Here is a 25,484-nt window from a genome sequence, read left to right on the forward strand (position 1 = left end):
CGCGGTGCGGACTACTTCGCGTCCGCCCAGGTCTCGCCGCACGAGACCTCGGCGATGAGCGGCACCTTGAGCGCGACGACGCCCTCCATCTCGGAGCGCACCATGTCAGCGAGCGCCTCGACCTCGTCCAGCGGGCACTCGAAGTCGAGCTCGTCGTGCACCTGCAAGATCATGCGCGCGCGGAAGCCGTCGTCGCGCAGGCGGCGCGCCACGCGGTTCATCGCGATCTTGATGATGTCGGCGGCGCTGCCCTGCATGGGGTGGTTCATAGCCGTGCGCTCGCCGAAGCTCCGCTGCGCGGGGTTGCGCAGCTTGAGCTCGGGGATGGGGCGGCGGCGCCCGAACATCGTCTCGGCGTAGCCCAGGCGCTTCGCCTCCTCGACCGTGCGGTCGAGGTAGGTGCGCACGCCGGGGTACGCGCGGAAGTACGCCTCGATCATCTCGCGCGCCTCCGCGAGCGGGATGTCGAGCGACTGCGACAATCCGAACGCCTGCTGGCCGTACACGATGCCGAAGTTCACGGCCTTCGCGCGGCTGCGCAGCTGGGGCGTGACCTCCTCGACGGGCACGCCGAACACGCGCGCGGCGGTCTCCGCGTGGAAGTCCTCGCCCTCGTTGAAGGCCGCGACCAGGTGCTCGTCGCCCGAGAGGTGCGCGAGCAGCCGGAGCTCGATCTGCGAATAGTCCACCGCCATGAAGACGCTGCCCGGCGCCACCGAGAACGCCGTCTTGACCGTGTGCCCCAGTTCGGAGCGCGTGGGGATGTTCTGCAGGTTGGGGTTGGACGACGAAAGGCGCCCCGTGGCGGTGATGGCCTGGTTGTACGTGGTGTGCACGCGGCCGTCGCCCATCTCGCGCGCGAGCGGCCCCAGCGTGTCGAGGTAGGTCGACTTGATCTTCGTCTTCTCGCGGTACTCGAGGATGAGGCGGACGAACTCGTTGTCGCGCGCGAGCTCCTCGAGCACGCGGGCGTTCGTGGAGTAGTAGCCGCGGTGCGTCTTCTTGAGGCCCTTCGTGGGGAGCCCCATCACGTCGAAGAGGATGTGCGAGAGCTGCATGGGGCTCGAGATGTTGAACGTCTCGTCGCCCGCGAGCTCGCGGATGCGGGCCGCGAGCGCGTCGATCTGCGCCCCGAGCTCGGCGGAGAGCTCGGCCAGGCGCTCCGGCTCGACGTACATGCCCGTGCGCTCCATGATGGCGAGCACGCCCACGAGCGGCATCTCGATGTCGTGGAACACCGCGAGCGATCCCTCGCTCTCGAGCGCCTGCTCGAGTTTGCCCACCACCGCGCGCGACACGACGGCCGAGCGCGCCGCCGCGCTCACGGCGTCCGGCGCGGCGCCCTCCTCCCCCGCCGCCGGGGGAAGCGCGGAGCGCAGGTAGGTGTCCGCGAGGTAGGCCGCGTCGAAGTCGGAGTGCACCGAGTCGAGCAGGTACGCCGCGACCGTGGTGTCAAAGAGGCGCGCGGGGGCTACCGCGAGCGGGTCGTGCGCCTCGGGCAGGGAGGAGTCCACGGGCGAGAGCTCGTGCATGAGCGCCTTCACGTCGGGCGAGGCGAGGCGCGCGCGGTCGAAGAGCAGCAACAGAACCCCCCGGATGAGCCCGGCGGCGCAGTCCGCGCCGTGCTCGGCGGCAACCGCGACGACCTCCGGGGTGGGCGCGGCGGCGCCGTCCGGCTCCTCGAACGAGAGGAGCGCATCGCCTGCGGCCACCCAGAGCGTGTGCGTGAGCCCGAAGAGCGCGCCGGCGGCCTTGTCGTCGTCGATGAGCGCAGCGACCCACTCCCCCGCCTCGATGGCGCCGTCGATGAGCCCGAAGGCCTCCTGCGCGGCGGCCGCGTCGTCCCCGCGCACCGTGAGCACGCGCGGCATCTCGAGCGCGGAGGCAACGGCGCCTCCCGCGTCCTCGCCCAGGAGCGCGAGGAAGCGGTTCTGCATGGACATGATGCCGAGCTCGCCCAGGGTGTCCGAGACGGCCTGGGCGTCGTAGGCCGGGAAGGCCGTGTGCTCGAAATCGAGCTCGACCGGGGCGTTCGTCTGGATGGTCGCCACGCGGCGCGAGAGCAGCGCGTCGTCGATGTGCGCGCGCAGGTTCTCGCCCATCTTGCCCTTGACCTCGTCGGCGTGCGCGATGACCTCGTCGAGCGAGCCGTACTGCGCGATGAGCGCGCTCGCCTTCTTGGGGCCGATGCCGGGCACGCCCGGGATGTTGTCCGAGGTATCGCCCTTGAGGCCGTAGAAATCCGGCACGAGCGCGGGCGTGATGCCGTGGTAGAGGTCCTCGACGGTCTCGGGCGTCATGATCTGCACATCCGAGAGTCCCTTCTTGGTGCCCACGACCTTCACGTGGTCGGTGGTGAGCTGGTACATGTCGCGGTCGCCCGTGATGAGGAGCATGTCGCAGCCGGCCTCCTCGCCCGCGCGCGCGAGCGTGCCCAGGATGTCGTCGCCCTCCCAGCCCTCGGCTTCGAGCACGGGCACGGAGAGGTGCGCGAGAAGCTCCTTCACGCGCGGGAACTGGGCGCGCAGGGCGGGGTCCATGGGCGGGCGCTGCGCCTTGTACTGCGGGAGCATCTCCATGCGCACGCGCGGCTTGCCCTTGTCGAAGGCGACGGCGACGCCGTCCGGGTGGAAGGCGTCGACCATCTTGAGGAACATGTTGAGGAAGCCGAAGATGGCGTTCGTGGGCGTGCCGTCCGGCGCGTTCATGGTGGGCGGCACGGCGTGGAAGGCGCGGTGCATGAGCGAGTTGCCGTCGATGACGGCGAACGTGCGGCGGGCGGCGCCCTCGGGCGCTTGGGCGGTATCTGACATGCGGGGCGTCCTCTCTTTCACGGGTTGGCTCACATCAGTCTACCCCATCACCCGGACATGAGCGCGGCGCGCCCCCTCCCCCGCCGCGAGATGATAAAAAGCGGACAGGCTGGTTTTATCACCAGCCTGTCCGCTTGCATGTATCCGTTGTTGGCAGGGTGGTGCCGCGAGCGCGCTACTTCGTCTTGGGCAGCAGGAAGAGTACCACGCCCGAGATCACGAGCGGCACCACGAGCGCCGCGAACCCCATCGAGAACCCGGCGGCGTCGGCGATGCCCGCGACGACCGTGTTGCCGAACATCGTGCCCGCGAAGCACAGCACGTTCATGGTCGCGTTGGCCGAGGACATCATCGACGGGGCGACGAGGGTGCCCGAGCCGTCGGCGCGCTCGGCGAACGGCAGGTTCAGGATGAGCGTGAACATGAGCGAGGCGAGGAACGTCGAGACGTAGAGGAACACCACGATGACGGCCAGGTTGCTCGACGAGGTCATGAGCCACATCGAGGCGGCCGCGCCCAGGCCGGACACCGTGGCGAGCACGCGCTCGCGCCCGCGGAAGTAGCGGCGCGTGATGGGGTCTGAGACCGCCATCGCGACGCCCATGACCACGGCGTACCCGATAAGGATCATGGTGATGAGCTGGGGGTTCGCCACCATCTCCGCCTGGATGACGGGGATGGTGTCCAGGTAGGACGGCAGCCAGATCATCATGACCATGCTCGCCATGTTGTTGCACAGCAGCGATACGCCGAGCACGATGACCGTCTTGTGCTTCCACGCCGAGAGCAGCGACACCTTCTCCTCGGGAGGCGTGCGCTTGTGCGGCACCACGGCCACCATGAGCACGAACGCCACGATGAAGAAGGCCGCGAGCACGAAGTACGCGAGCTGCCAGCTCTCGTTCACGAGCATCGTGAAGACGGTGTACACGAGGATGGACCCGATGCCCGTCGTGGTGAGGACGATGGCCTGCACGCCCTGGCAGACCTCGGGTTTGAAGCTCTCCACGATGGCCTTCGCCAGGCCGTTGGAATAGCCGGTCTGGCCGATGCCCACCACGAAGCGCGAGAACAGAAGCCCCATGAGCACGCCCGTGGCGCTGCCCGCGGCGGACCCCATGAAGCCCGCGAGCCCGAACGTCGCCGACGAGATGCCCAGCAGCGCCAGGCACGTGGCCATGAACGGCTTGAAGCCGAAGCGGTCCATGATGTAGCCGGAGACGAAGGTCATGATGATGTTGCTCGCGTAGTACATGTTCGTGACGTTCGCGAACTCCGAGGCGCTGTAGCCGAACTGCTCGCGGATGATGGGCGTCGCCACGCCGATGAGCGACTTGTCGATGCTGCACACGAGCCCCACGAAGAACAGGACGAGGAACACGGAGAGCTCTCGTTTGGTCAGTTTGCCGAGCATGCCTTACTCCTTCGGATCGGGATCGCCCGCATGGCGGCGGAGCCAGCCGAGCGCGACGGCCACGTGCGCCGCCACGCCGCACGCCAGCGCGGACTCGTCGAGCACCATCTTGCTGTTGTGCACCGGGGCCCAGCCGGGGGCGCCGACGCCGAGCTGCACGAACGCCGAGGGCACCGCCTGGCTCACGTACGAGAAGTCCTCCGACCCCGCCATGGGCTCGCATCGGTGCACCGCGTCCTCGCCGAGCACGCCGCCGATGAACTCGATCGCCTCGGGCAGGAACTGCGGGTCGTTCTCGGTGGTGGGCATCTCGATGAGGTCGATGTCGCACGTCCCGCGCCAGGCGCGCGCGATGCACTCGGCCATCTCGGGCACGCGGGCGAGCAGGTGGTCGCGGTCGGGCGTGCTGAGCGTGCGCATGTTCGCCTGCAGCACCGCCTCGTCGGGGATGATGTTGGTGAGGGTGCCGCCCGCGAGCGCCCCGATGGAGAACGTCACCATCTTGGAGGGGTCGGCCTCGCGCGTGAACAGCAGGTTGAGCTGGGTGTAGATCTGCGTGGCGATCATGTTGGGGTCGATGGTGAGCTGCGGCTGCGAGCTGTGCCCGCCGCGGCCGCGCACCGTGATGGCCCAGCAGTCCATGGACGAGGTAGACGCGCCGGGGGCGTAGAACACCTGGCCGAGCGGCTTGTCGGGCATGACGTGCAGGGCGAAGGCCGCGTCCACGCGCGGGCTCTCCAAAAGGCCGTCTTGCATCATGAGCGCAGATCCCATGCCCATCTCCTCGCCGGGCTGGAACATGAGCTTGACCGTGCCGGGCAGTTCCTCCTCGTGCTCCTTGAGGATCCGCGCCGCGCCCAGGAGCATCGCCGTGTGCGCGTCGTGCCCGCAGGCGTGCATGGCGCCCGCGCGCTCCGAGGAGAACGGCAACCCCGTCTCCTCGTCCATGGGCAGCGCGTCCATATCGGCGCGGAGCAGGATGCACGGGCTCCCGGAGCCGATCGTGGCCACGATGCCGGTCGTCTCCTCGTAATGGCCGTAGCCGCCGCGCTCGTAGAGGTCGATCGTCTCCTGCGGGATGGCGCCGCCGCACGGGCGCCAGGCGATGCCCATCCCGTCCAGGGCGCGCCCCACATACGCGGCCGTGTCCGGGGTCGCAAAGCCCACCTCGGGGCACCGGTGCAGGGCGCGGCGGTCTTGGATCGCGTCGTCCAGGACGCCCTCCGCCGCCGCTCGTATATCAAACATGGAAGCTCCTCTCACAAGGCGCCCCGCCTGGCCGACGCATGCGCGCGGGAAGACGGGGCACGGGACAGGCTTAGAAGCGCAGGGACAGGCAGGAGAGGCCGCCGTCGACCTTGCGGTACTCGGAGGTGTCGACCACGAGCGTCTTATAGCCCAGGTCCTGGACCGCCTTGAGCACGGTCGGGTAGCCCTCGGCCACGATGACGGTGCCGTTCACCCAGATGCAGTTCGCGCCGTAGGCCTCCTCCTCGGGCACGACGATCTTGTTGTACTGGGCGAAATCCGGCTTGTCGATGAACTCGCCCGAGACGAGCATGTTGCCGTTCTCGATGTAGTTCACGCCGGTCTTGAGGTGCAGCACCTCCTCGAGCGGCACCTCGGAGCCCTCGAGGCCCCAGCCCTCGAGGATCTCGATGAACTGGCGGATGCCCTCCTCGTTCGTGCGTGCGGAGCGGCCGACGTAGAAGTGGTCGCCCACCATCATGACGTCGCCGCCCTCGAGGGTGCCGGGAGCCTCGATGCGCTTCACGTGCTCGTCGTCGAAGAAGCGGCGGACGACCGGCTCGATGGCCACCTTCTCGCCGTTGCGGGTGGCCGCGCCGGGGTTGGTGATGATGGCGCCGCAGCGGGTGATGACCGCCGGGTCCTCGACGAAGCAGCTGTCCGGGTACTCCTCGAGCGCCGGCAGCACCGTCACGTCGACGCCGCACTGCTCGAGCGCGTGCTCGTAGTCGTAGTGCTCCTCGATGGCGCGCTCGTAGATGGGCTGGCCGAGCTCCGGGGCGCTCGTGATGCCCTGGCTGAGCGAGCGGCCGGGACGACGGATGATGACGTGGCTGAACTTGGTCATGGTTCCTCCTTTAGGTTCGGAGCGAGCGGGGCCTCGCCCGCCCGCCGCATGGGGACTACGGTACGCCCGCGCGCAGGGCGCGGCGCTCTTTTGCATATTGTATACAATTTATTAACAGAGGCGCATAGTTTCCGGTGAACGGTCGCGGGCGCCGCGGCAGCGCGCAGCCCCTATACTGGAAGGATGGATCATCACGGATAAGGAACGCCCATGGAAGCCATCCGTCGCCCGCTCAAAGACCATGTATACGAGCACATCGCCCATCAGATCGATGCGGGGGCGCTCTCCGCGGGCGACCGCGTGAGCGAGCAGGCCATCAGCGACGCCCTCGGCGTGTCGCGCACGCCGGTCCGCGAGGCCCTCATCGAGCTCGCCTGCGACGGCTACCTCGACAACATCCCCCGCCGCGGCTTCCGCGTGCGCGGCTTCGACCGGCAGAGCGCGCGGGAGGTCTTCGAGATCATCGGCCCGCTCGACGGGCAGGCAGCGTTTTTGGCCTGCCCGCGCCTCGAAGACGAGGATTTCGCGCAGTTCCGCTTCCTCATCGACTCCATGGACGCCGCCATCGGGCGCGGGCTCGTGAGCCGCTACGACGACCTGCAGCGCGAGTTCCATCACACCTACGCGCTGCGCAGCGGCAACGAGCGGCTCGTCGGGCTGCTCCGGCAGTTCGAGCGCTGCTTCATCAAGCACGGGTACGAGACGGTGGACGAGCCCACCGGGCGCGCGCTCCTGCAGCAGGCGAACGACGAGCATCGGCGCATCCTCGCACTGCTCGAGGCGCGCGACGCGGCGGGCGCGCGCGACTATATCCGCGACGTGCACTGGAGCGTCGAGAACGCCCCCTTCACCGCCTGGTAGTCACATGATAAAAAGCAGACAGGCTGGTTTTTATCATTGGACGACATGATAAAACCCAGCCTGTCTGCTTTTTATCAAAACGAGCGCCGCCGGCACACGGGCACCGGCGGCGCGATGCGTGCGTCAGGCTACGCGGCGAGGCGGCGCAGCGCATCGACGAGCAGCTCGTAGAAGCGCTCGAACGACGCGAGCTCCAGGTGCTCGTCGGGCGTGTGGACGTCCGAGAGCGTGGGGCCGACGGCGATGGCGTCCAGCCCGGGCAGCGCCTCGGCGAACAGGCCGCACTCGAGGCCGGCGTGGATGGACTCGATGCGCAGTTCCTTGCCGAAGAGCTCGCGGTAGCTCTCCTGGAAGACCTCGCGCACGTGCGAGTGCTCGGTATAGCTCCAGCCGGGGTACTCGTTCTCGAACACCGCGTCGAAGCCGAAGGCGTCGGCGAGCGTGCGGATGCGCTCCTTGACATCCTCCTGGAGCGAGGTGATGGACGAGCGGGGCGAGAGCAGGAACTTCACCTGGTCGGCCTCGGTGGCGACCACGCCGATGTTCGACGAGACCTCGACCGAGCCGTCCGCCGCGACGTTGCGGCGCATCACGCCGTTCGGAGCGAGGCGCAGCGCGCCCACGAACGCGCGCGCGTCAGCGTCGCTCATCACCTCGGCCCCCGCATCGTCCACGACCTCGATCGCGCAGGTGAACCCGGGGTCGAAGACCTCGAGCTCGGCGGTGACGGCGTCGACCATGCCCTGCGCGACGTCGGCGGCGGCGTAGGCCTCCGCGGCGTCCACGTACATGAGCACCGCCGTGCTCTCGCGGTTGATGGCGTTGTCCTTCGTGCCACCGTCGATGCTCACCAGGTGCGGCGCGCCCGTGCGCATGAGCTTCTCGATGATGCGCGCCATGATGAGGTCGCCGTTGCCGCGCTCGCGGTCGATGTCCTGACCGGAGTGGCCGCCCTGCAGGCCGGAGATCTCGAGCGTGAGCGACGCGCCATGGAAGGGCTCGCGGGTCACGGCGCGCGTGAGCGTCGCCACCACGCCGCCGGCGCACGACACGGTCGCCACGCCCTCCTCCTCGGAGTCGAGGTTCACCATGATGCGCGCGTCGATCTGCGACTTGTCGAGCGTCTCGGCGCCCACGAGGCCGGTCTCCTCGTCCGTGGTGAACACGCACTCGAGCGCCGGGTGCACAAGGGCGTCGTCGTCGAGCACGCACATCATGAGCGCCACGGCCACGCCGTTGTCCGCGCCGAGCGTCGTGCCGTTCGCGGAGAGCACGCCGTCGTTCACCACGAGGTCGATGCCGTCGTGCTCGAAGTCGTGCTCCACGCCGGCGCGCTTGTCGCACACCATGTCGATGTGGCCCTGTAGCATGACGGCCGGCGCGTCCTCGGCGCCCGCGCTCGCGGGCTTCTTGATGATGACGTTATACACATCGTCCTGGTAGACCCACAGCCCGCGCTCCTTCGCGAACGCGACGAGGAAGTCGCTGATGCCCTTCTCGTTGCCCGACCCGCGCGGGATGGCGCAGATGTCCTCGAAGAAGTGGAAGAGCTTCTCGGGCTGGTAGCCGGTGATCTTATATTCCATTATTCCTCCTTGCGTACCCGTGATCCCGCGCGCTACGGGCGCGTTCACGCACACTGAACACGTACTTGCATACCCATCATGCCAGATGCGCATGCGCGGGGCGCATGCAAATGGTGCCAACGGCCGGCGCCCATCCGGAAACGGTCACAAGTATGCACACAGCGAGAAAAAATATGCAAGATGTGCGCGGCGCGGGGCGCCTTTGAGGGGCGCTGCCCCTGTTCGAGCCTCGATACTGTGTGGGATGCGCGACCCTGTGAGTAGCCGCGCCCAAAAGCCGGCAAAACCGCAGGATTCGCGTGGGCGCAACGCGGGTCTACCCGGCACATCCGAGATCCCACACAGTATCGAGGCTCGAACGTGCGCGCGACCCCACTCTGGAGCGCGGCGCCTGTCCCCCGTCTCACGTTTCTCCGCCCCGGCACCGTGCTACCATGGCACAGGCAGCTACCCACCGAGGAAAGGACCCGACCATGGAACGTCCCTGCGCATGGAAGGCGTACACGCCCGACGCGCTCGCCGAGCTCGAGCAGCTCTGCGGCGAGTACCGCGCGTTCATCAGCGAGAACAAGACCGAGCGCGAGTGTGTGCGCGCGAGCGTGGCGCTCGCCGAGGCAGCGGGCTATCGCGACCTCGAAGCCGTCCGCGCCGAGGGCGGAGCCCTCAACCCGGGCGACAAGGTCTACGCCGTGAACCATAACAAGTCCCTCATGCTCGTGAACCTGGGCACCGAGCCCATGGAGCGGGGCATGAACATCCTGGGCGCGCACATCGACTCCCCGCGCCTCGACCTCAAGCAGAACCCGCTCTACGAGGCCGGCGACATGGCCTACCTCGACACGCACTACTACGGCGGCGTGAAGGCCTACCACTGGGTCGCCACCCCGCTCGCGCTCCACGGCGTCGTGTGCAAGAAGGACGGCACCACGGTCGAGGTCTGCGTGGGCGAGGATCCCGCCGACCCGGTGTTCTGCATCTCCGACCTGCTCATCCACCTCGCGGCCGACCAGATGAAGAAGCCCGCCGCCGAGGCCGTCGACCATGAGAACCTCGACGTCATCGTGGGCGGCAAGCCCGTCGTGATCGAGGGCGACGAGGAGCAGAAGGAGCCCGTGAAGCAGCTCTTCCTGAACATCCTTTCCGAGAAGTACGGCATCGACGAGGAGGACTTCCTCTCCGCCGAGATCGAGGTCGTGCCCGCCGGCGCCGCGCGCGACATGGGCTTCGACCGCTCCATGATCTTGGGGTACGGCCAGGACGACCGCGTGTGCGCCTACACCTCGCTCGCCGCGCAGCTCGCGGTGCCGCAGGTGACCCGCACCGCCGTCACCCTCCTCGTGGACAAGGAGGAGATCGGCTCCGTGGGCGCCTCGGGCATGACGAGCCGCTTCTTCGAGAACACCGTGGCCGAGGTCATGGAGCTCGCGGGCGAGTCCGGCGAGCTGCGCCTGCGCCGCGCGCTCGCGAACAGCCGCATGCTCTCCTCCGACGTGTCGGCCGGGTTCGACGCGCTCTACGCCGACCGCTTCGAGAAGAAGAACGCCGCAATCATGGGGCGCGGCCTGTGCTTCAACAAGTACACCGGCTCGCGCGGCAAAGCCGGCTCGAACGACGCCGACGCCGAGTACCTCGCGCTCGTCCGCGACATCATGGACGAGGCCGGCGTGGCGTTCCAGACCTGCGAGCTCGGCCGCATCGGCGCGGGCGGCGGCGGCACCATCGCCTACATCCTGGCAGAGTACGGCATGGACGTCATCGACTCCGGCGTGGCCGTGCTCTCCATGCACTCGCTGTGGGAGGTCACGAACAAGGCCGACGTCTACGAGGCGTACAAGGGCTACCAGGCGTTCATCACGCGCGCGTAACGCCCTCTCGACATAGGGGCGAGGAGCCCCCGGCCTTTCCCTTTGCTCGCGCGCTTCGCGCAAGCTCGCGCAGGGAAAGCCGGGGGCTCCCGCATAGCGGTAGCCGTAGCTGCTGAAGAGAACGCCTGGTTGCCCTTCGGGGTACGGGAACTAAGGCTAGAAGGGCATGACGAACTTCACGTGGGTGCGGGTCATGCCGTGGTTCTCGTAGAAGCGGTGGGCGTCGTGGCGGCGCGCGTTCGAGGTGAGCTCGATCTGCTCGCAGCCGGCATCGCGCGCAGCCTCGCAGGCGCGGGCGAACAGCGCCCCGCCGATGCCGCCGCTCCGCGCGGTCTCGTCCACCACGAGCTCCATGATCTCGGCGATGTCGGCCGCATGGTGCAGCTGCCCCTCGATGCGCATGTTGATGAAACCGAGCACACGCGCCTCGGTGTCGTCGGACACGTAGACGAACGCGTGCTGGCCGGGCGCCGCGAGCTGCGCCCCGAAGATCGCATCGAACGGTTCCCGCGGCAGCTCGCAGTCCTCGAGCTGGCACATGAGCCCGTACACGGCATCCGCATCGTGCGCGGTGACCGAACGAATCATAGGAACCCCTTCCTCGATGCCCGGCGCAGCACCGGGCCCCTTCCCCTCACATGCATCCCGCGCGGGCGCGCCCCGACGCGCCCTCCCGCCTACCGCTCAGGACGCTCCGCGCGCCAGCGGCCGTCGCCGAGGCCGGCGCGAATCAGGTGCAGAGCCATCGCGCCGAAGACGACGATCGCGACGATGAAGATCGGCGAGCCCTTGCCCACGAGGAACACCATCACGGCATATAGGACGCCGAACGCGCAGAAGAGCGCACCCAGAAAGCAGCCGATGCGCCGAAGCCACGTGGGCACCGTCCGCGCGGGCTTCTGCGCGGACTCGAGCTCGCCGCCCGCGCTCCCCGCTCGCTTCGCCCGCTTGTCCGCGTTCTTCGCCATGCATAACTCCTTGCGCGAAATGAATATCGCCATCACTATACCCTGCGCCAGGCGGCATCGCTACAGAAAGCTCTGGGAACGGCCGCTCGCCGGGGGCGTGCGCGCGGCGCGCCCGTTTCGCCGAAAGCCGCCGCGGGTACAACACACGTCGTATGAACGCCGCATACGGGAAGGAGCTCCCATGAAGGTCATGCTCGTGAACGGAAGCCCCCACAAGTCGGGGAGCACGAACCGCGCGCTCGAGGAGGTCGCGCGCACGCTGGAAGCCGAGGGCATCGAGGCCGAGATCTTCTGGATCGGCCGCAAGCCCGTGGGCGGCTGCGTCGCCTGCGAGGCATGCAGCCGCCTGGGGCGCTGCGCCTTCGATGACGTGGTGAACGAGTTCAGGCCGCTCGCCGCCGAGGCGGACGGCTTCGTGTTCGGCGCGCCGGTGCACTACGCCCACGCGGCCGCATCGCTGCTGGGGTTCATGGACAGGCTCTTCTACGCGAACGGCCGCGCTGGCACGGAGGACGTCCTCGCCTATAAGCCGGCGGCAGCCGTGGCGAGCGCCCGCCGCGCGGGCACGACCTCTGCGTTCGACGACATCAACAAGTTCTTCACCATCAAGGAGATGCCCGTCGTGAGCTCGCGGTACTGGAACAACGTCCACGGCAACGTCGCTGAGGAGACGGAGCAGGACGCCGAGGGCCTCTGGACGATGCGCCAGCTCGGCCGCAACATGGCGTGGCTCCTCAAGTGCATCGAGGCCGGGCGCGCCGCCGGCATCGAGGCGCCCGCGCGCGAGGCGGGGCAGGCCACGAACTTCATCCGGTAGCGCTCGGCGCGCCGGCCGCGGCGCGGGCGCACCTCCTAGGAGACGTACTCGTCCAGGAAGGCGAAGATCGTCTGGTAGTACAGCTCCGGGTCGACGTCCGAGCTCGCGCCGTGGCCGGCGCCGTCGACGATCAGGAGCTCCTTCTCGCCGTCGTAGGCGTCATAGAGCTCCTCGCCCATGTAGGTGGGCACGTAGTCGTCCGCGCCGCCGTGGATGAAGAGGATGGGCAGCTCGCAGGTCGCGAGCGCCGCCTCGGCGTCGGCGTCGGAGAAGAAGAAGCCGTAGCGCGCGGCGCACACGAGGTTCGCCGCCGGCAGGAACGGGAACTCGGGCAGGCCGAAGCGCTCCTGGAGCTGGTCGGTGAACATGGCGTAGGCGCTCGTGTAGCCGCAGTCCTCGACGACGGCCACCACGTTCTGGGGCAGGTCGTCCTCGCCCGACGCCATGAGCACCGTCGCCGCGCCCATGCTCTCTCCGTAGAGCACGATCTCGGCCTCGGGGTCGCGCGCGCAGATCTCGTTCGCCCAGGCGACGACGTCGCGCTTCTCGAGGTAGCCCATGGAGAGGAAGTCGCCCTCGCTGTTGCCGCGGCCGCGCTCGTCCGGGGTGAGCACGTTGTAGCCCGCCTCCACGAAGGGCACGATCGCGGGCGCGATGTCGCGATGGTCGACCGTGTAACCGTGCACGGCGAGCACGTAGCGGTGCGTGGGCTCGTCCGCCGGGTACAGCTGCGCCCACAGCTCGAGGCCGTCCTCGTTCTCGATCGTCCACGCGTCGAGCTCGCGGCCCTGCACCCACGCGTCATAGGTCTGCTGCGCCTCGGTGTCCTGCACGCCCGTATAGGGCTCGCCGTTCATGGAGCCGAGCGTGCCGTCGTCGTTCACCGTGAGCGCGTAGTCGACGAGGTAGTTCCCCGCGAAGCCGGAGATCCCCACGAAGGCAACCACCAGCACGATTGCAAGCCCGATGAGGACGCGCTTGAGCACGCGATGCCCGTTCCCGCCGGTTCGTCCCATATCCGCACCTTTCCCCCAACGCCGAAACGGGCCGCGATCCTCCGCGCCCGCCGCCGGCTCGATGTACACAGGTTGACGAATCTAACATAATCGTCAAGATACAATCGACGGCAACGGGCGATGCGCGGAAGAACCACAACCCGCTTCATGCTGGGGCGCGGGCGGCGCGCCCACCGCTCGATGGGCGCGCCTGCCTTACGCCGGATACGCGTCGTCGGTGACGGGCTCGAGCCACTCGTTCGAGCAGTTCTCGCCCGGGGCCTCGAAGGCGATGTGGCTGAACCAGCTATCGCGCGCGGCGCCGTGCCAGTGCTTCACGCCCGCGGGGATCACGACGACGGTGCCGGGCGTGAGCTCCTGCGGCTCCTTGCCCCACTCCTGGTACCAGCCGCGGCCGTCCACGCAGATGAGGATCTGGCCGCCGCCCTTGTCGGCGTGGTGGATGTGCCAGTTGTTGCGGCACCCCGGCTCGAAGGTCACGTTGGCGAGCGCCACGCCCGCCTCGGGGCCGGTCAGTGCGTTGAGGTACGACTGGCCGGTGAAATACTGCGCATACGCGTCGTTGGGGTTGCCGAGGCCGAACATCGGCGTGAAATCGGTCTGCTCGCTCATGTTTCTCTCCTCTTCTTGGTTTGCTCTTCGGTGTCGTGGGCGCTACTGCGCGGCGTTGTCCACGCACGTGAGCGCGTTCAGGCTGCGCGGGTACCCGATGTAGGGCACCATCTGCGAGACCACGCGGTACAGGAAGTCCTTGGTGCGGCCGAGGTTCAGGTTGCCCGCGGCGTGCGCCGTGACCTGGGGCTCGCAGCCGCCCTGCGCGGCGATGTAGCAGAAGGTCACCATCTCGCGGTCACGGTCGGACAGGCCGCCGCGCGTGTAGTAGTCGCCGAAGCAGTTCTCCGCGAGCCAGCGGTTGATGTGGGCACGCTCCGCAGGGCCCGTCTCCCAGCTCGCGCGCATGCCCTCGCCGAAGTACTCGACCTGCTTCTGGTTGCCCGCGTCGCGGCGCGTCTCGAGGGTGGTCGTGCCCTGCGGCTCGAGCGGGAGCTCGATGGCGTGCTCGGCGAGCACCTCGTTGAGCGCGCGCAGGAACGGGCGCACGCGACCGATGCCCAGGTAGGCCGTGGCCTGGTAGACGACCTCGCGCGCCTCGATGGGCGTCACGCCGTCGTCGAGCGCGTCTGCGAGCTGCACGGAGAACTCGTCCACGCTCTGGCAGCCCAGAAGCGCGGCCAGGATCACCAGGTGGCGCTCGCGCGCGGGCAGCTCCGCAGCAGGCTCGCCCGGCACCTCGGCGCCCGCGAAGTACGCGAACCGCTCGGCGAACTCCGGGTCGGTCCGCTCGAATTCAACCATGTCTGAAGTCAGCGACATCTCGTCTTCCTCTCTCGCTTCATGCCCATCCGATAGACCGTCGCGCTGCGTCGGCGCCAGCCGCCCAGGTACCGCTATGCGCGCAGGAACGCCTGGTCGTGCGCCGGCACACCGGCGTCATCGCTCAGGTAGCGCTCCGCGCGCATGTGCAGGTCGTACTTGTCGCGCAGCTCGGCGATCTTCGCCATCATGGGCGAGGCGTGGTGCTCGTCGAGCGCGGCCTGATCGCGCCAGGAATCGATGAGCAGCACCGTCTCGGGGTCGTCGAGCGGCTGGAAGTAGCGGTAGCAGAGGTTGCCCTCACGCGCACGGATCTGGTCGGCCGTGCCCGTCGCCTCCATCTCCTCCGCGAACTTGCGCGCGGCACCGTCCTTGCCCGTGTAGTACAGGTTCATCGTGATCGCCATGTCTGCCATCCCCTCTCTGCGCCCTGGTTGCTGTGCTGATGCCCCCCGGACGAGCGCTCTCTCCGCGACGGATCGATGCCCTAGGCCACGGCACCGCGCGCCCAGCCGGCGGCGTTCGATGTGCTCAGGAGCGCGCCGCGCTGCCAGGACACGGCCGGGTACTTCCGCGCGAGGCTCCGCTCTGCCCCGCCGACGCCCGACCCGCCCGAAGTCGCGAACGGGATGAGCGTCTTGCCGGAGAGGTCGTACTGCTCAAGGAAGGTGTCCACGATCGCCGGCTCGTGCCCCCACCAGATGGGGAAGCCCACGAGCAGCGTGTCGTACGCACCCATGTCGCGCACCGCGCTCGCGACGGCGGGGCGGATGGACGCATCATGATCCTCGCGCGAACTGCGGCTGCCGGGATCGTTCCAGTTGAGGTCCGCCGCCGTGTAGGGCTCCGCGGGAACGATCTCGAACAGGTCCGCTCCGATGGCGCGGGCAACCTCCTCGGCAACCCGCTTGGTCACGCCGCTCGCAGAGAAATATGCGACGAGCGTCTTCGATCCGGTCATAGGTTCCTCCTCACTCGAAACGGGCACCCGCGCGCCCCGGCTACTCCGCGCGCAGGCTCTCCTCGAACACCCGGACGACCTCGTCGCGCGTGAGCGCGTGGTAGCCGCCCTGCATGACAAGCGTGCTGTCGGCCAGGCCCTCGAGCATGTCCTCGGTGGCGCCGAGCTCGGAGATGCTCATCACGCAGCCGATCTCGCGCATCCAGGCCTCCATGGCGTCGAGGCCGGCGGCGGCGAGCTCCTCCTCGGTCTTCCCCGCCGCCTCGACGCCCCACACGGCGGTCGCGAAGCGCGCGAACTTCGCCAGCCCGTAGGGCATGACGAGGCGGTAGTACGGCAGCGCCACCGCGGCGAGCGTCATGCCGTGCGTGGCGTCGGTGTGGGCTCCCACGGCCTGGCCGAGCATGTGCACCTCCCAGTCCGTGGTCTTGCCGCAGGCCACGAGCGTGTTGAGCGCCCAGGTAGCGCACCACATGATGTTCGAGCGCGCCTCGTAGTCCTCCGGGTTCTCGACGGCGATGCGGCTCGCATGCACGAGCGAGCGCATGAGGCCCTCGGAGAGGTAGTCGCTCGTGTTGTCGTCCTCACCCGAGAAGTACTGCTCGGTGATGTGGTTCATGATGTCGAAGATGCCGGCGACCATCTGGTACCTCGGCAGGGTGTAGGTGAACTCGGGGTTGAGCACCGCGAACTTGGGGAACACGTCAGGGTTCGCGAAGACGTGCCCCACCTTCATCTTCGCCTCGTGGTTGGTGATGACCGATCCGCAGTTCATCTCGGAACCGGTGCCCACCATGGTGAGGACGGATCCCACAGGGACGACCGGGCAGGTGGGCTCATCGAAGTCGACCCAGTACTTCTGCCAGGGATCGACGTCCTCGGGCAGGTTCACCGAGACGGCCACGCCCTTGGCGTAGTCGATGCACGAGCCGCCGCCCACCGCGAGAATGAAGTCCACGTGGTTCTCGCGAGCGATCTTCACGCCCTCGTAGAGCTTCTCGACCGTGGGGTTCGGCATGACGCCGCCGTCCTCCACGACGGTCTTGCCGGCGGCCTCGAGCGCGGCCATCACCTGGTCGTAGATGCCGTTTCGCTTGATGGAGCCGCCGCCGTACACGAGCTGCACCACCGGGCCGTACTGCTTGAGCTCGTCGGCGAGCATGGCCATGGCGTCCGTGCCGAAGATGAGCTTGGTGGGGTTCTGATACGTGAAGTTGCCGAGCATGACCTGTCCTTTCGATCGATTGGTTCCTGCTAGTGAACGCGTGCGCACCACTTGTCACCTCGAGGCTTCCACCGAGCGGTACCCTAAACGGATAAGCAACGTTGCGTTACTTGACACTGCTTAATATAAGAAACGCTACGTTACTTGTAAAGTATTTTATTTTCTGAACGTTATCTACATAGAGATTTTCGTGCACGCCGTTACTTCTGGTATAGTGCAGGCTATCCGGAAAGGTGGAAGGACATGTCGGAATTCATTCGCGCCCGCAGCGACGAGCAGAAAGCCCAGCGCCTGGCTGAGGTCAAGGCGGCCGCGCGCAAGCAGTTCGCCGAAAAGCCGTATCACGAGATCACGCTCACCACGATTGCCGAAGAGCTCGGCTGGTCGCGCGCGAACCTCTATAAGTACGTGAGCACCAAGGAGGAGATCTTCCTGCTCCTCGCGGGCGACGCCTGCGCGGACTACTTCGACGCGCTCTTCGCCGCCCTGCCGGAGGGCTGCGGCTTCTCGGCGGCCACGGTCGCGGAGGTCTGGGCGGGCATCGCCAACGCGCACCAGGAATACTTCCGCCTGGGCGACCTGCTTTCCACCATCATTGAGACGAACGTGACGGTCGAGCGCCTCGCCGCCTTCAAGCAGGGCTACTACCAAAACGTCGACGCCATGGCGGAGCGCCTGCCCCGCATCCTCGACATCAAGCCGCGCGACGTCGAGCGCCTGCTGCTCGCCGTGTACTACCACGCCACGGGGCTCGTAAGCGGCTGCTGGAAGAACCCGCTCATCGCCCAGGCACTCGAGCAGATCGGCCGGCCGCGCCCCAAGATCGATTTCCGCGCCGAGATGCGCGAATTCATCGGGATGTGCATCGAGTACTACACCGCCTAACACCACCGCCTACCAAAACGAACAGCCTTTGAGGGGATAGTTCCTTCATTTATCCCTAAGTTCCGGTAATGTACAAGGGAAGCAGTTCAAGCATGCTAGGAGGTTTATATGCATGAGTGTAGGAAATGCCATGCGATATTCGATGGGGATACCTGCCCCCAATGCGGGGCTAAGGTAAGCGATATTGAGACCCCCCCCCCGGATGAGTTGAGCCCTTCGGAACAATCAAGCACCGCTGAGGAGCAAATTCCCTCTGACGCGCCGGATCAGAACATGGCTGATGGTTCAAGCGATTCGCCATCCACCGAGTGTCTCTCCGATCCTAAAGATACCCCTGGCAACGAAGGTCGCAGCTCGGAACATGAGAATGATGCGGTTGCTCAGGATGCGGAAAGCGCAGGAGTCGCAGACGGCGACGATCCTAAGACTTCAAAACCAAAAGATCCTAAGAAGTCAAAGAAACGCACTGCGATAATTTGCGCTCTCGCCGCAGTAATAATCGTTGTATTCCTTTTTTCCACTCATATCATCTGCTTCCATGACTGGCAAGACGCCACTTGCACCGAACCAGAAACCTGCAGTATCTGTGGGAGAACTCAAGGCGAGCCATTGGGTCATGCCTGGTCGGCGGCGACCTGCACCAAACCGAGAACATGCAAAGTCTGCGGCGCAACCGAGGGCGTTGCGCTGGGTCATGATCCAATTGGCGTAACATGCACTGAGGATGGAACCTGCTCTAGATGCGGTGCAACAATAAAAGCAACAGGACACCGCTGGACAGACGCAACTTGTACCGAACCAAAAACCTGCCTGACTTGTGGGGCAACGGAGGGGGAGCCTCTCGGACATACCACTTCAAACGGTATATGCGAGCGCTGCGGCAAGGAGATCTACTCAACACAAAGCGGCTCGGGAGATCAAGTTGTTTCCGGCATCTCGACCGGTAGCGATATATACCGAGTGCATTTTACAAATGAGGGTTCAAGCAATTTTGCCGTATGGGCTTATGACTCAACTGGCTCGCGCGACCTACTTGTTAATACCATCGGCGGCTATGATGGGAGAACGCTTCTCCTCGGCACGGAACCTTATTCTTTTGAAATCACCTCGAGTGGAAACTGGACATACACCATAGAACCGCTTGGCACGACGCAGCAAACGTCCTTTTCTGGATCGGGTGATTATGTGACCGATATTTTCCCAGCAACCAGCGGCTCTTGGCATTTTACACATGACGGATCGAGCAACTTCTCAGTCTGGGTCTATACAACCGATGGTCGCGACCTGCCCGTTAATACAATCGGCTCCTACGACGGAACCAAGATGCTGTCCATCCCATCTGACAGTAATGCATTTTTTGTCATTACCGCAGATGGTAACTGGTCAATAGAGCCAGTATCCTGATTTCCAGAAGATTATCTTTCAACCTGTAACGTCCATTCGATTAGTTGAACAGATGCGATGTAAAACGACGCGGTATGAGAACGTAATTCTCATACCGCGTCCCTTGTCCACCCGACTCGAGCAGATCGGCCGGCCGCGCCCCCAGATCGACTTCCGCGCCGAGATGCGCGAATTCATCGGGATGTGCATCGAGCACTACGTAAAATAACCCCAGGGGTTTTTCTACATCAGAGGGGTCGTAAAACGTTCGGGCCTCGATACTGTGTGGAAATCCGCATAGGCGCGATATACGGGGTCTTCAGCTCGCTGCGGCCTGCGAAAACGCCCTCGAAATCCCGCGGCTACTCGCCATGTCGCGAATCCCACACAGTATCGAGGCTCGAACGGCCGCACGTAAAATAACCCCAGGGGTTTTTCTACATCAACGGCGGGAGGCCCCGCCCGCAGCCAGCACCGCGAACGGGGCCTCCCCGCACGGAGGAAGGAACGGGCGCGCGTTGCCCGCGCACCCGGGACACCAAGGTCAGCACGCCGAAGCGCCCGCGCTACTCGAGGTTCTCCTCGGTCTCCTTGCTGAAGAAGTGCAGCGCGCCGCCACCGAAGGAGAACGCGATCTGCTCGCCGGGGTTCAGGATGAGCGGCCTGCCCTCGAGGCTCGTGGTCTGCGCGACGATGATGCTGTCGTGGCCGTACACGTTCACGTGCAGGTTGATGGAGCTGCCCATCATCTCGGTCACGTCGACGGTGCCGGCGAGCACGTTCTCGCCCTCCTCGAGCAGCGAGATGTCCTCGGGGCGCACGCCGAGCGTGATGGGCTGCGAATCGACGCCCTTCGCGGCGAGCGCGGCCTGCTTCTTCTCCGACGGCGTGATGACGGCGTCGCCGATGCGCACCTTGTACGAGCTGCCGTCGCGCTCGAGCTCCGCGTCGTAGAAGTTCATCTGCGGCATGCCGATGAAGCCGGCCACGAAGAGGTTCGCCGGGTGGCTGTAGACCTCCTGCGGGGTGCCGATCTGCTGCACCATGCCGTCCTTCATGACCACGATGCGGTCGCCGAGCGTCATGGCCTCGGTCTGGTCGTGCGTCACGTACATGAAGGTCGTGTTGATGCGCTCGCGCAGCTTGATGATCTCGGCGCGCATCTGGTTGCGCAGCTTCGCATCGAGGTTCGAGAGCGGCTCGTCCATGAGGAGCACCTTGGGCTCGCGCACGATGGCGCGGCCGATGGCCACGCGCTGGCGCTGGCCGCCGGAGAGTTCCTTGGGCTTGCGGTCGAGGTACTGGGTGATGCCGAGGATCTTCGCCGCCTGCTCGACCTTCGCGTAACGGTCCTCCTTGGACATCTTGCGGAGCTTCAGGGGGAAGGCCATGTTGTCGCGGACGGACATGTGCGGGTAGAGCGCGTAGTTCTGGAAGACCATGGCGATGTCGCGGTCCTTGGGCGCCACGTCGTTCATGAGCTTGCCGTCGATGTAGAGCTCGCCGCGGGTGATCTCCTCCAGGCCGGCGACCATGCGCAGCGTGGTGGACTTGCCGCAGCCCGAGGGGCCGACGAGCACCACGAACTCGCGGTCGGCGATGTCGAGGTTGAAGTCCTCGACCGCAAGGACGCCCTCGTCCGTCACCTTGAGGTTCGGGCCCTTCTTGGTGCCGTCCTGCTTCTTGGGGGCGGGACGCTTGCCGCCCGCATGGGGATACACCTTCTCGATGTGCTTCAGGTTCACTTCTGCCATGGTCTGTTCCTCCTCAAAGACCGTATGTCCTCGTTCTTCCTCACGTGCCGCGCGGGCGCAGCCGCGCCCTTGTTACCGCGGCTCCGGCAGCCGCTCGTAGAGCTCCATCTGCCGGTGCAGCCGCCGGGCGAGCTCGGGGGTCGTATACCCCGGCAGCGCGCGCCAGCACCAGTTGCCGCCGAGCGTCGAGGGCGTGTTGATGCGCGCTTCGCCCCCGAGCCCGAGCACATCGGGCATCATGGCGATCGCCGTATCGGCCACGCTGGACCAGATAGCGCGCATCATGCCCCACCCCTCCCCTTCCTCAGGGTCGAGGTGCAGGTACTCGCGGGCGAGCGCCACGTCCGCCGGGTCGGCCGACTCGAGCCAGCCGAGGGCGGTGTCGTTATCGTGCGTGCCCACATATGCCACACAATGGCGCGTGTAGGCATGCGGCTGGTAGACCCTGCCCCCGCCGTCGCGGCTGTCGAAGGCGAACTGCAGCACCTTCATGCCGGGGCAGCCCGTGTACTCCAGCAGCTCGTAGACCGACGGCGTGAGGAAGCCCAGGTCCTCGGCCACGATGGGGCATGCGCCCAGCTCGCGCTCGATCGCGTCGAAGAGCGCCTTGCCCGGGCCGGGGCGCCAGCGCCCACCCGCCGCCGTCTCCGCCCCCGCCGGGATGGCGAAGTACGAATCGAAGCCGCGGAAGTGGTCGATGCGCAGGATGTCGTAGAGCCCCAGCTGGAACCGGATGCGCCCGATCCACCACGGGAAGCCGTCCGCCTCCATGCGGTCCCAGGCGAACAGCGGGTTGCCCCAGAGCTGCCCGGTGGCCGAGAACCCGTCCGGCGGACAGCCGGCGACCTCGGTGGGGCGCAGCTCCTCATCCAGCTGGAACTGGTCCGGGTGCGCCCAGAGGTCCGCGCTATCCTCCGCCACGTAGATGGGCATGTCGCCCATGAGCCGGATGCCGTGGTCGTGCGCGTAGGCGCGCAGCCGCTCCCATTGCTCGAAGAACAGGCACTGCACCGCCTTCCAGAACGCGACCTCGCCCGCGAGCTCGCACGCCGCGCGCTCGAGCGCCTCGGGCTCGCGCATACGCAGCGGCTCATCCCACGCGGAGAGCGCCGCGCCGCCGCTCGCATCCTTGATGGCCATGAAGAGCGCGTAGTCGTCGAGCCATGCGCACTCGCGCGCGCAGAACGCATCGAAGTCGTCGCGCCTCGTCGCCAGCAGGCGCCGCACCGCGCAGCGCAGGACCCCGTAGCGCTCCCGGTAGAGCGCGCCGTAGTCCACCTGCGAGGGGTCGTCCCCCCAGTCGATCCCGGCGTACTCGTCGCGCTCGAGGAGCCCCTCGGCGCACAGGTCGTCAAGATCGATGAGGTAGGGGTTGCCCGCGAACGTCGAGGGCGACTGGTAGGGCGAATCGCCGAAGCTCGTGGGGCCGATCGGCAGCAGCTGCCAGATCGATTGCCCGGCATCGGCGAGGAAATCTATGAAGGAGCGCGCCTCGGCGCCGAGCGTGCCCACGCCCCAGGGCGAAGGCAGCGCGGTCACGGGCATCAGGATGCCGGCGCTTCTCATGTCTCCTCCTCTCATGCGACCGCGCAGCGGCCGCGTCCTCCGCGAGCCCGCGCGGCGGGCGGGCGAACCACCCGCTCCAAACCGCGCGCCCGCGCCTTACGGGTCATGCGACCCGAACCGGTTCCTGTTCCCGCGTGCACACGCTCTCGCGATTGAGCAGCTGGTAGGGAACCATCTCGCGCACCGGCTGCTCCTCGCCGCCGAGCGCCGCCAGAAGCGCTTCCACGCTCCGCGAGGCGAGCTGCCGCGTGTCCTGCCGGATCGTGGTCAGGCGCGGCACGCAGAACTGCCCGGCGGAAAGGCCGTCGTACCCGGCGATCGAGATATCGTCCGGGATCCGGAGCCCCATGTCGAACACCGCGCGCATCGCGCCGATGGCAATGGCGTCGCCCAGGGCGAAGATCGCCGTGAGGTCGCGCGAGCGCATGATGAGGCGCACCGCCGCGTCGTAGCCGTCCTCCATCGCGAAATGGCACGGCTCGAAGTCGCGCTCGTAGTCGAACTCGATCCCGTGCGTGCGCAGGGCCTCCTCCGCGCCGTGCAGGCGCCGGCCGCCCACCTGGGACAGCGAGCGCTCGCCGCCGATGATCCCGATCCTGCGGTGCCCGCGGGCATAGAGGTGCTCGATCACGTCGCGCGCGGCGGCGACGTCGTTCGTCGACACGCTCGACAGGTTCTTGAACCCCAAGCCCGCCGCGGTGTTCGTGACGAGCACCGCCGGCACCTCGATGCGCTGGAACCCCGCCTTGAAGTAGGCCGGGTCGCCGCCCAGAAAGACGATGCCCTTCGGGTGACGCAGGCGCTCGTAGCGCACCGCGTGCACGACCTCGTTGTCGTCCTCCCCCAGATAGACCACGTCCGGCTGCTCGCCCGCCTCGCGCAGGAGCGCCTGCACCCGCTCGAGGATGTCGGCGAACAGCATGTTCCGCGATCCCTTGACGAAGATGGCGACGGAGAGGTGCGACTGCATCTTCAGGTAGCGCGCGTTCGAGTTGGGCTCGTAGCCCACCTCTTCCACCACCGCGAGCACCCGCTCCCGCGCGCGCTCGCTCACGTTGGGGTGACCGTTGAGCACGCGCGAGACCGTCCCCAGGCTGTAGCCCGAAAGCCGTGCGATGTCGCGGATATCCATGATGCGCCTAGCCCTTGACGGCGCCTGCGGCGACGCCCTTGATGATGTGCTTCTGGCACAGCAGGTAGAAGATCACGACAGGGATGACCGCCATGATGAGCGCCGCCATGATGGCGCCCATGTCCACGCGGCCGTACGACCCCTTCATGAACTGGACCACGATGGAGATCGTCTTGTACTTCGTGGTGTCGAGCACCAGGTAGGGCAGCAGGAAGTCGTTCCAGATCCACATGGTCTGCAGGATGCCCACCGAGATGTAGGTGGGCTTCATGATGGGAAGCACCACGCTGAAGAACGTGCGGATGGGCGAGCACCCGTCGATGAGCGCCGCCTCCTCGATCTCGATGGGGATCGACTTCACGAAGCCGCAGAACATGAACACCGCGAGGCCCGCGCCGAAGCCCAGGTACACGATGATGATGCCCCAGGGCGTGGAGAGGCCCAGGCGGTCGGCCACGAGCGAGAGCGTGAACATGACCATCTGGAAGGGCACGACCATGGAGAGCACGCACAGCAGGTACACGCCGCGCGTGAAGCGGTTCGCCACGCGCGTGATGAACCAAGCGCACATCGAGCAGCACAGCAGGATCACGAACACCGAGCCCACGGTGATGAACACCGTCCAGCCCACGGCGTCGAGGAAGCCGTAGTAATCGATAGCCTGCACGTAGTTCTCGAGTCCCACGAACGTCTGGTCCGTGGGGAACGCGAACGGCTCGAGGCTGATGAACGTGCGGCTCTTGAACGAATCCATGAGCACGATGAGCACGGGCAGCACCCAGATGAAGCACAGGATGGTGAAGAACACCGTGCCGATCGTGCTCAAGATCTTTTTCTGCTTCATTTACTGCTGCACCTCCCTCGAGCGCGTCACGCGCAGCTGGATGATGCCGATCGCCACGACCACGATGCAGAAGATCACGGCCTTGGCCTGGCCGACGCCCTCCCAGCCCACGCGGCCGTAGAAGGTGTTGTAGATGTTGAGCGCCAGAAGCTCGGAGAGCTTCGAGGGCTCGCCGGCCGTGAGCGAGAGGTTCTGGTCGAACAGCTTGAAGCCGTTGGTGATGGACAGGAACGTGCAGATGGTGATCGAGGGCATCATCATGGGGATGATGACGCTCTTCAGGCGCTGCCACGGGCCCGCGCCGTCGACCTCGGCCGCCTCGAGCACATCGGTGGGGATGGACTGGAGCCCGGCGATGTAGATGATCATCATGTAGCCGATCTGCTGCCACGAGACCAGGATGACGAGGCCGGCGAAGCCGTACCACTCGTTCAGGTTGATGGCCTGGCTGTACTGGGCGAGGATGCCGTTGAAGATGAGCTGCCAGATGTAGCCGAGCACGATGCCGCCGATGAGGTTCGGCATGAAGAAGATGGTGCGGAACAGGTTCGTCCCGCGCATCTTCTGGGTGAGCGCGAGCGCCAGGGCGAACGCGACGATGTTGATCACCAGAAGCGAGACGATCGCGAAGAGCGCCGTGAACCAGAAGGAGTGCTGGAACATGGCGTCGCTGAACGCGCGGATATAGTTGTCGAACCCGATGAACTCCGCGTCGGTGACGGTGGTGAAGTCGCAGAACGACAGCCACACGCCCATGATGAACGGCACGATGAAGCCGATGACGAACGCCGCGAGCGTGGGCACCAGGAAGATCGGCCAGTATTTCTTGATCGTTTTCTCCACGTTGACCTCCTTTGCAAACAACGAGGCCGACGAGCGGGTTGGCCCCGCCCGCCGGCCGAAAGTTCAGGTGCCTAGCGGGGCC

23 protein-coding genes are annotated in these 25,484 nt (G+C 66.5%); 5 read left to right on the forward strand and 18 right to left on the reverse strand.

The features are described 5' to 3' along the window. Positions 1–11: 11 nt before the first annotated feature. The 4 genes from polA to BN423_RS03455 all read right to left on the reverse strand — a co-directional run bounded on the left by polA (position 12) and on the right by BN423_RS03455 (position 6,322). Positions 12–2,813 carry a DNA polymerase I gene (gene polA / locus BN423_RS10695; protein ID WP_019238868.1) on the reverse strand — a complete coding sequence of 934 codons (2,802 nt, stop codon included), beginning with the start codon at positions 2,811–2,813 and terminating at the stop codon, positions 12–14. Positions 2,814–2,988: 175 nt separating this feature from the next. Next, the gene (locus BN423_RS03445) at positions 2,989–4,227 is read right to left on the reverse strand and encodes an MFS transporter (protein WP_019238869.1); all 1,239 of its coding nucleotides are present in this window, start codon (positions 4,225–4,227) and stop codon (positions 2,989–2,991) included. A gap of 3 nt (positions 4,228–4,230) precedes the next feature. Continuing rightward, complete coding sequence (locus BN423_RS03450) at positions 4,231–5,475, reverse strand: M20 metallopeptidase family protein (protein ID WP_019238870.1); 1,245 nt, start codon at positions 5,473–5,475, stop codon at positions 4,231–4,233. Positions 5,476–5,545: 70 nt separating this feature from the next. Beyond that, the gene (locus BN423_RS03455; RefSeq protein ID WP_019238871.1) at positions 5,546–6,322 is read right to left on the reverse strand and encodes a dimethylarginine dimethylaminohydrolase family protein; all 777 of its coding nucleotides are present in this window, start codon (positions 6,320–6,322) and stop codon (positions 5,546–5,548) included. A 210-nt stretch (positions 6,323–6,532) separates the two neighbouring features. Here BN423_RS03455 and BN423_RS03460 point away from each other — a divergent pair, with 210 nt between their 5' ends. Further along, a complete protein-coding gene (locus tag BN423_RS03460) occupies positions 6,533–7,183 on the forward strand; it encodes a GntR family transcriptional regulator (protein WP_019238872.1) in 651 nt (216 codons plus the stop codon). A gap of 128 nt (positions 7,184–7,311) precedes the next feature. On the opposite strand, the gene BN423_RS03465 is transcribed toward BN423_RS03460, so the two are convergent. After that, on the reverse strand, positions 7,312–8,769 hold the full coding sequence (locus BN423_RS03465; protein WP_019238873.1) for an aminoacyl-histidine dipeptidase: 1,458 nt from the start codon (positions 8,767–8,769) through the stop codon (positions 7,312–7,314). A gap of 473 nt (positions 8,770–9,242) precedes the next feature. Between BN423_RS03465 and BN423_RS03470 the strand changes: the two genes are divergently transcribed. Then, a complete protein-coding gene (locus BN423_RS03470) occupies positions 9,243–10,634 on the forward strand; it encodes an aminopeptidase (protein ID WP_019238874.1) in 1,392 nt (463 codons plus the stop codon). Positions 10,635–10,790: 156 nt separating this feature from the next. Here the strand turns inward: BN423_RS03470 and BN423_RS03475 are convergent, their stop codons facing one another. Further along, entirely contained in the window at positions 10,791–11,222 is a 432-nt protein-coding gene (locus BN423_RS03475; protein WP_019238875.1) for a GNAT family N-acetyltransferase, read from the reverse strand. An 89-nt stretch (positions 11,223–11,311) separates the two neighbouring features. Continuing rightward, positions 11,312–11,602 carry a hypothetical protein gene (locus tag BN423_RS03480; protein WP_019238876.1) on the reverse strand — a complete coding sequence of 97 codons (291 nt, stop codon included), beginning with the start codon at positions 11,600–11,602 and terminating at the stop codon, positions 11,312–11,314. A 181-nt stretch (positions 11,603–11,783) separates the two neighbouring features. On the opposite strand from BN423_RS03480, the gene BN423_RS03485 reads away from it, so the two are divergent. Next, positions 11,784–12,419, forward strand: a complete 636-nt coding sequence (locus tag BN423_RS03485) for a flavodoxin family protein (RefSeq protein ID WP_019238877.1) — start codon at positions 11,784–11,786, stop codon at positions 12,417–12,419. Positions 12,420–12,454: 35 nt separating this feature from the next. Here BN423_RS03485 and BN423_RS03490 read toward each other — a convergent pair whose 3' ends face one another. From BN423_RS03490 to BN423_RS03515, 6 genes are all read right to left on the reverse strand, one after another. Next, positions 12,455–13,435 carry an alpha/beta hydrolase gene (locus BN423_RS03490; protein ID WP_019238878.1) on the reverse strand — a complete coding sequence of 327 codons (981 nt, stop codon included), beginning with the start codon at positions 13,433–13,435 and terminating at the stop codon, positions 12,455–12,457. 195 nt (positions 13,436–13,630) lie between these two features. After that, the gene (locus tag BN423_RS03495) at positions 13,631–14,047 is read right to left on the reverse strand and encodes a cupin domain-containing protein (protein WP_019238879.1); all 417 of its coding nucleotides are present in this window, start codon (positions 14,045–14,047) and stop codon (positions 13,631–13,633) included. Between the two features lie 42 nt (positions 14,048–14,089). Beyond that, a complete protein-coding gene (locus tag BN423_RS03500) occupies positions 14,090–14,809 on the reverse strand; it encodes a carboxymuconolactone decarboxylase family protein (protein ID WP_019247044.1) in 720 nt (239 codons plus the stop codon). A gap of 74 nt (positions 14,810–14,883) precedes the next feature. Next, positions 14,884–15,216 (reverse strand): putative quinol monooxygenase, encoded by a 333-nt coding sequence (locus BN423_RS03505; protein WP_019238881.1) that lies wholly within the window; start codon positions 15,214–15,216, stop codon positions 14,884–14,886. 80 nt (positions 15,217–15,296) lie between these two features. Next, positions 15,297–15,770 (reverse strand): flavodoxin, encoded by a 474-nt coding sequence (locus BN423_RS03510; RefSeq protein WP_019238882.1) that lies wholly within the window; start codon positions 15,768–15,770, stop codon positions 15,297–15,299. 40 nt (positions 15,771–15,810) lie between these two features. Continuing rightward, positions 15,811–16,995, reverse strand: a complete 1,185-nt coding sequence (locus BN423_RS03515) for an iron-containing alcohol dehydrogenase (RefSeq protein WP_019238883.1) — start codon at positions 16,993–16,995, stop codon at positions 15,811–15,813. 243 nt (positions 16,996–17,238) lie between these two features. Here BN423_RS03515 and BN423_RS03520 point away from each other — a divergent pair, with 243 nt between their 5' ends. Both BN423_RS03520 and BN423_RS11535 read left to right on the forward strand, forming a co-directional pair. Next, positions 17,239–17,880, forward strand: coding sequence for a TetR family transcriptional regulator (locus BN423_RS03520; protein WP_019238884.1), 642 nt, complete (start codon positions 17,239–17,241; stop codon positions 17,878–17,880). A 273-nt stretch (positions 17,881–18,153) separates the two neighbouring features. Then, on the forward strand, positions 18,154–19,284 hold the full coding sequence (locus BN423_RS11535) for a hypothetical protein (protein ID WP_154820276.1): 1,131 nt from the start codon (positions 18,154–18,156) through the stop codon (positions 19,282–19,284). A 545-nt stretch (positions 19,285–19,829) separates the two neighbouring features. Here the strand turns inward: BN423_RS11535 and BN423_RS03525 are convergent. The 5 genes from BN423_RS03525 to BN423_RS03545 all read right to left on the reverse strand — a co-directional run bounded on the left by BN423_RS03525 (position 19,830) and on the right by BN423_RS03545 (position 25,402). Beyond that, positions 19,830–21,017, reverse strand: a complete 1,188-nt coding sequence (locus BN423_RS03525; RefSeq protein WP_019238886.1) for an ABC transporter ATP-binding protein — start codon at positions 21,015–21,017, stop codon at positions 19,830–19,832. 72 nt (positions 21,018–21,089) lie between these two features. Beyond that, on the reverse strand, positions 21,090–22,583 hold the full coding sequence (gene malQ / locus BN423_RS03530) for a 4-alpha-glucanotransferase (protein WP_019238887.1): 1,494 nt from the start codon (positions 22,581–22,583) through the stop codon (positions 21,090–21,092). A gap of 103 nt (positions 22,584–22,686) precedes the next feature. After that, positions 22,687–23,715 carry a LacI family DNA-binding transcriptional regulator gene (locus tag BN423_RS03535; RefSeq protein ID WP_019238888.1) on the reverse strand — a complete coding sequence of 343 codons (1,029 nt, stop codon included), beginning with the start codon at positions 23,713–23,715 and terminating at the stop codon, positions 22,687–22,689. Positions 23,716–23,722: 7 nt separating this feature from the next. Beyond that, positions 23,723–24,559, reverse strand: coding sequence for a carbohydrate ABC transporter permease (locus BN423_RS03540; protein WP_019238889.1), 837 nt, complete (start codon positions 24,557–24,559; stop codon positions 23,723–23,725). Then, positions 24,560–25,402: a carbohydrate ABC transporter permease gene (locus BN423_RS03545; RefSeq protein WP_019238890.1), complete on the reverse strand. Its 843-nt coding sequence runs from the start codon at positions 25,400–25,402 to the stop codon at positions 24,560–24,562. Positions 25,403–25,484 lie beyond the last annotated feature (82 nt).

This window comes from Enorma timonensis (assembly GCF_000321165.1).
Taxonomy (GTDB): Bacteria; Actinomycetota; Coriobacteriia; order Coriobacteriales; family Coriobacteriaceae; genus Enorma.